Annotated in this window: 4 protein-coding genes; 2 read left to right on the forward strand and 2 right to left on the reverse strand. The window is 44.7% G+C overall.

Annotated features, from left to right (window positions below; genetic code table 11):
* The first annotated feature begins 293 nt into the window (after nucleotides 1-293).
* The gene (gyrB, locus tag O9290_RS20315) at nucleotides 294-2960 is read left to right on the forward strand and encodes a DNA topoisomerase (ATP-hydrolyzing) subunit B (RefSeq protein WP_288055540.1); all 2667 of its coding nucleotides are present in this window, start codon (nucleotides 294-296) and stop codon (nucleotides 2958-2960) included.
* Nucleotides 2961-3038: 78 nt separating this feature from the next.
* Here the strand turns inward: gyrB and O9290_RS20320 are convergent, their stop codons facing one another.
* Entirely contained in the window at nucleotides 3039-3236 is a 198-nt protein-coding gene (locus tag O9290_RS20320) for a hypothetical protein (protein WP_002760489.1), read from the reverse strand.
* 63 nt (nucleotides 3237-3299) lie between these two features.
* Nucleotides 3300-4514 (reverse strand): aminotransferase class V-fold PLP-dependent enzyme, encoded by a 1215-nt coding sequence (locus O9290_RS20325; RefSeq protein ID WP_288055537.1) that lies wholly within the window; start codon nucleotides 4512-4514, stop codon nucleotides 3300-3302.
* Between the two features lie 264 nt (nucleotides 4515-4778).
* Here O9290_RS20325 and O9290_RS20330 point away from each other — a divergent pair, with 264 nt between their 5' ends.
* A complete protein-coding gene (locus O9290_RS20330; protein WP_288087470.1) occupies nucleotides 4779-6215 on the forward strand; it encodes a TM0106 family RecB-like putative nuclease in 1437 nt (478 codons plus the stop codon).
* Nucleotides 6216-6497: the final 282 nt, after the last annotated feature.

Below are 6497 nucleotides of genomic sequence, written 5' to 3' on the forward strand. Positions count from 1 at the left end.
TGATTCATGAATCAACCCTACCCTTAGTCCCCCCTTGATAAGGGTGGTGTCTGATAATTTTTAACGCCTACCTACTTAGGAGATGGCTTTTATTTATTCTCCCCCCGCAACGCGCACGAAGTGGTCTCCCCATCTCCCCACACCCCACACCCCACACCCCAACCCCACACCCCAATAAAAAATTCTCCCTAAAGGCATTTAAGCAGTCTTTAACCCTTATGTGCTAAAATTTTTGAAGATTTTGCTATTCATTTAGGTTCAATCAGGGATCACAGCCTTTTCAGGGAAATTTTATGACAAGTAACTACGGCGCGGAACAGATACAAGTTCTCGAAGGGTTAGAACCAGTCAGGAAGCGGCCGGGGATGTATATCGGTACGACTGGGCCGCGGGGACTACATCATTTAGTCTATGAAGTGGTGGACAACTCGATCGATGAGGCCCTAGCGGGTTACTGTACTCATATCGAAGTGGATATCAAGGCCGATGGTTCCGTCAGCGTCACTGACGATGGCCGGGGTATTCCCACCGATGTCCACCCCACCACGGGTAAATCTGCCCTAGAAACCGTTCTCACTATACTTCATGCCGGCGGTAAATTTGGCAGTGGTGGTTATAAAGTGTCGGGAGGGTTACACGGAGTCGGGATTTCCGTCGTTAATGCCCTTTCTGCATGGGTCGATGTCACCGTCTGGCGCGATCATAAAGTACATACCCAACGCTACGAAAGAGGTATCCCCGTCACAGAATTGGTCAGTAGTCCTAGTCAAGAGGAAAAAACGGGAACTAGGGTTAATTTCCTGCCAGACACCGAAATTTTTAGCCAAGGCATCGAATTTGATTACAGTACCCTCTCCGGACGTTTACGAGAACTAGCCTACTTAAATGCGGGTGTTAAAATCACCTTTAGCGATTACCGTCCCGAAGAACCCCACATCGAAACCTATTGTTATGAGGGGGGTATTAAAGAATACGTCGCCTATATGTGTCGGGAAAAAGAAACCCTGCACAAAGATATTATCTATGTATCGGGGGAAAAGAACGGAATTAATATCGAAGTGGCGTTTCAGTGGTGTATAGATGCCTATAGCGACAATATTCTCGGTTTTGCTAATAATATCCGCACCATTGACGGGGGAACCCATCTAGAAGGATTAAAGGCAGTTCTGACTCGTACTTTAAATAATGTCGCTCGTAAACGCAATAAAATTAAAGAAAACGAGCCTAATCTAGCGGGGGAAAACGTCCGCGAGGGGTTAACCGCCGTTATTTCCGTAAAAGTCCCCGAACCGGAATTCGAGGGACAAACCAAGACTAAATTGGGTAACACTGAAGTCCGGGGTATTGTTGATTCGCTGGTGGGGGAAACTCTCAACGAATACTTAGAACAAAATCCCCAAGTGGCCGACACGATTATCGAAAAAGCAGTACAAGCGTACAAGGCGGCGGAAGCAGCCCGTCGGGCCCGGGACTTAGTACGACGGAAATCGGTCTTGGAATCCTCACCTTTACCAGGTAAATTGGCTGATTGTAGCGAAAGAGACCCAGAAAGGTCAGAAATTTACATCGTCGAAGGTGACAGCGCTGGCGGTTGTTTTCATGGTGATACAGAAATCGCCCTTGTCGATGGACGCAACCTCAGTTTTAAACAGCTAGTGACCGAACAAGCCCAAGGAAAGGAACATTTTTGTTATACCATTCGTGACAATGGCACGATCGGGGTTGAACGAATTATTAATGCCCGCATCACCAAAAAAGACGCAGAAGTAATTAAAATTACTCTCGATCATGGTGAAGCGATTATTTGTACTCCTGACCATCTTTTCCTGTTAAGAGATGGTAGCTATAAACCTGCTGCGGCTTTAACTCCAGAAGATGCTTTAATGCCTTTGTATCGGAAATTGTCCGATCTTCGTGACCCCGGAATCACCATTAACGGTTATGAAATGGTCTGGAATCCCGCTTCCGATTCTTGGTTGTTCACTCATGCGATCGCTGATTGGTATAATCGTTGGCAGGGAATTAACACAATCAAGAAAACTTACTATCAAAAAACCCTAGCGACCTTAAAACAAATTGAGATCGATCGAGGTTATATTGATTTGGAAGCTTATCAAAAATATCGGCTTCAGACGCGGGATAAATCAATATTGCGATTTGATTCTTTCTGCGATCGCTACTTTGATGGTGATAAAAATAAAGCCTTAGAAGCGGTGGCTAATTACAATCATCGAGTTGTGGCGATCAAGCGATTAGAAACAAGATTCGATGTCTATGATATCGAGGTTCCTCATACCCATAACTTTGCCCTTGCTTCCGGCGTTTTCGTCCATAACAGTGCCAAACAGGGGCGCGATCGTCGTTTTCAAGCGATTCTACCTCTGCGGGGAAAAATCCTCAATATCGAAAAAACCGATGATGCCAAAATCTACAAAAATACGGAAATTCAATCCTTAATTACAGCCCTCGGTTTAGGGATTAAAGGAGAAGATTTCGACCCCTCACAATTGCGCTATCATCGCATTGTTTTAATGACTGACGCTGATGTGGATGGCGCACACATCCGAACTTTGTTGTTAACTTTCTTCTATCGTTATCAGAAGAATTTAATTGACCAAGGTTATGTATATATCGCCTGTCCTCCTCTCTATAAATTGGAACGCGGTAAAAATCATTCCTACTGCTATAGCGATCGAGAATTACAGCAAAAGATAGCGGAATTTCCCCCCAATGCTAACTACACAATCCAACGTTTTAAAGGGTTAGGGGAAATGATGCCCCAACAACTTTGGGATACTACCATGAATCCCGAAACTCGCACTTTAAAACGGGTGGAAATCGAAGACGCAGCCAAAGCTGAGGAATTATTTACCATTCTTATGGGCGATCGAGTTGCCCCCCGGCGAGAATTTATCGAAACCCACGGATCACGTTTAAATCTTACGGATTTGGACATTTAAACGCTAACTTTGGGCTGTGTTAGTCTAGGCTAATACAGCCCCCGATAAAATCCCCAAATCCAGTTACTAATCGGAGGGTTAGGGATTCAAGGAAACTGGGGTGCATTCCACGACTTCATCGAAAAAATCAGCCGGCAGCGGTGGATTATCGGGGTCTTCTAGGGCGTTTTTGGCAATTTCCGCCTCGCTCATCCCTTTAACTTTCTTCCAGTCTGTTTTGTCTTTCAACTTCGCCCACTGTTCGCGGGTGACTCTGGTAATATGTTCTTCGTTCACGGTTGTTAGCCCTCCTAGCACTAATTATTCGACGAACCGAGCCACGCCATGTATAATCCGATTTTAAACTAACTTTTTGACAGCTGCTACTAACTGCTCGATTTCCGAGGGCAAAGTGAAATAGTGGACACAGGCACGCACACAGAGGGGGTCGAGGAGAGTTCGCAGTAAAAACCCTTGTTTTTCTAGCTGTTGCACTAACTTTTGTGGGGTGATGGCCGAGTCAATTTGAAAGGAAACTAAACCGGATTCCGGCGGAGAATTTTTTAAACATTTCACCCCTTTAATCGTCTTTAATTCTTCCCAGAGATAAGCCGCTAATTGACAAATCTTTTCGTATCTTTGTCCCCCATCACCCCAGGCGTTATGTACCGCAATAGTTGCCCTTAAACCCTCAAATTGGGGATAGGCAGAAGTGGCCACTTCAAAGCGTCTGGCATCCGGTTTCCAACCGATAGGCTGTCCTCGGTTATCTGTTTCAATGCCGCGCCAACCGATAAAAGTGGGCCGTAAACTAGGGAAAATTTCGGGACGAATATACAATCCTCCCACACCAGCCGGTCCACACCACCATTTATGACCCGTAAAAGCATAACAATCGGCGGCAGTAGCGCTTAAATCCAAGGGCAAACAACCCACGGATTGGGCAGCATCCACCACCACTAAAACGGGTTTTTCGGTGACAGAATTATCATGACAAAGTTGTGAGATTTCCTTGAGGGGTAAAACCTGTCCGGTATTCCACAAAACGTGACTAACCACCAAAACCCTAGTTTTTGGACGTAGATGAGCGGAAATGACTTCTATCGGGTTGCCACCGTTTAAAGTTTCCCGAATAGGACAAGTGGAGATTTCCAGATGATAACGACGGGCAATTTCTTGAACCGTGGCCATAATTCCGGGGTGTTCACAATCGGTTAGTAAAATATGTTCCCCCGCTTGCCAATCAACTCCCCAGAGAGCGATATTACAGCCTACAGTGACATCCTCGGTGATAGAGAGGGTGCTGGGGCTGATTCCCAATTCCTGAGCCATTTCTTGCCTGAGAAGTTCCGTTTTTCCGGTAATCCAATCGTTTACCCGTCCTGAAAAAGGCCCCTTTTGTTGGAGAAAATTATGGGCATCGATAATCGCTTCTAATCCCGCCTTGGGCAAGGTTCCCTGACCACCGAAATTAAAGTAAACTTTATTGCTAAGTCCCCGAAATTCCTGTCTTTGTTCGGCTAAATCCGGTTTACTAACGGCGTAATCGAGGCTATTTTCGTCTAAATTCTGCATAAGCGAGGAGATGGGGGGTCAGTTATCAGTTATCAGTTATCAGTTAGAAGGTGTTGGGTTTTGGGGTTTTCGGGTTTTAGTTGAATTCCCCATTTCCTGACGACCGACGACCGAAGGCTGAATTCTATCGACGGATTAAGTCGCAATTGTCACAATAGTATTAGAGTAGAGGAAACATACTTGGGAATGTTTTCTTTTTTTAAGTTTATTATTTTTTACTTTACCTCACAGGTCCAGGAAAGCTTAACTTTTCTCCTTGATAGAATGCTACTGACCGATGATCTACTTCTAGACTACCAACGTTGTCAACGCCGTGCGTTTTTAAATCTCTACGGCAATAGCCAAGAAAAAGACCCTGAGCGAGATTTTTTGCTTAAATTGCGCCAGGAGAGTCAAATTCACGTTAAAAAAGTCCTGCAAGACTCCTATCCCGATTATTGTTCCCTGACTACTCCCAGCACGGATATTTTAGCCGCCGCTAGGGAAACGGAAGCTTTGATGGGTCAGGGAGTATCCTGTATTTATCACGGAGTCCTTTTACAATCTGGCTATCCCGTCTCTTTAACCGGTTCCCCGCATTTATTAATTAAACAGGCAGGAGAGTCGAAATTTGGCGATTGGGTTTATTATCCCCTCAATATTCAACTCGGTCGCCGTCCTAAGCCTGAATATAAGATGCTGGCTACTTTTTACGCCTATTTATTAGCCAGTATGCAGGGAGTTTTTCCCAATTACGCAGAAATTGTCCTACGTCGTCATAATCGCTATCGGGTGGAATTGAATCTCTGGTTAACTAAACTAGAGGAAATAATCAAAAAGTTCGGCGCAATGGTGATTAATCACCAAGAACCAGAAGTTTTTATCTCGCGTCAGCGTTGCAGTTTATGTCATTGGTATAGTCACTGTTATGGTATCGCCCAAGCGAGTCAACATCTTTCTTTAGTCCCGGGGGTGACTCCCAGTCGTTACCAATTTTTACAGTCTTTGGGGGTTTCAACTATGGAATCCCTGGCGCTTACCTGTCCTACCCGTATGGGGGAGGGGATGGGGTTAGAGGTGGCTAATCAGTTACAATTACAGGCCCAAGCAATTATTGAAAATCGGGCCTTTCGCAAAAGCAACGGCAAAACTGCTTATTTGTCTCCCCTACCGAGGGCCGAGATTGAATTTTATTTTGACATCGAAGCGGAACCAGAACAGAATTTAGATTATCTTTTGGGGATTTTACGGGTTGATTATCGAGTTAATACCCAGCAATTTTATCCCTTTTTGGCAGAAAAGCCAGAAGATGAAGGCAGGATATGGCAGGAATTTTTAACCTTAGTCATGCAGGATTATCAAGCACCAATTTTTCACTTTTCTGAGTACGAAGTGGAAACAATTAAGCGATTAGGTTATCTTTATAAAACCCCTTCTTCTTTGATTAATCAGTTAGTTTCTCGCTGTTTTGATCTGCACTATCATGTAGTTAATTCGGTAACTTTTCCCGTGGAAAGTTATTCTCTAAAATCCCTCGCTAACTGGATTGGCTTTCAATGGCGCGATCGAGGAGTAAGCGGGGATCAATGCGTTTGGTGGTATGACCAGTGGTTAAAAACAGGAGATCGGACTTTATTGGCGGCTATTTTGCGTTACAATGAGGATGATTGTCGCGCCACCTTTATACTAAAAGATTGGCTTTTGACATACCCCACGCCGTAAACGGACGTGGATTCTTCTAGCATCACTGCTGTGAATTTCTGGCTCAACGAGTCCACTTGAATTAGATTCCTGGCGAAATCCCACCCAGAGGTGGTTCTCTCCTCAGACTTTCGCTCCCTTACAGAAGCCTGTTTTCCTATGCCCTACGATACAGTTCAAAACCTCTAAAATAATTGGTTTCTCTGGTACTTGACGCTTAGAGCTTTTACCTATAGGAGCATTCCCCTATAGAACCCCATAACTCTAGTTTTCAAGGTGCGTTCATCCTGCGATGACTGGGTT

Source organism: Microcystis sp. LE19-41.2A (assembly GCF_027530405.1).
GTDB classification, from domain to species: Bacteria; Cyanobacteriota; Cyanobacteriia; order Cyanobacteriales; family Microcystaceae; genus Microcystis; species Microcystis aeruginosa.

What these genes read in the sequence shown, in the direction of transcription:
- gyrB (WP_288055540.1), top strand. Translation starts at nt 294, where the DNA reads ATGACAAGTAACTACGGCGCGGAACAGATACAAGTTCTCGAAGGGTTA.
- O9290_RS20325 (WP_288055537.1), bottom strand. Translation starts at nt 4,514, where the DNA reads ATGCAGAATTTAGACGAAAATAGCCTCGATTACGCCGTTAGTAAACCG.
- O9290_RS20330 (WP_288087470.1), top strand. Translation starts at nt 4,779, where the DNA reads ATGCTACTGACCGATGATCTACTTCTAGACTACCAACGTTGTCAACGC.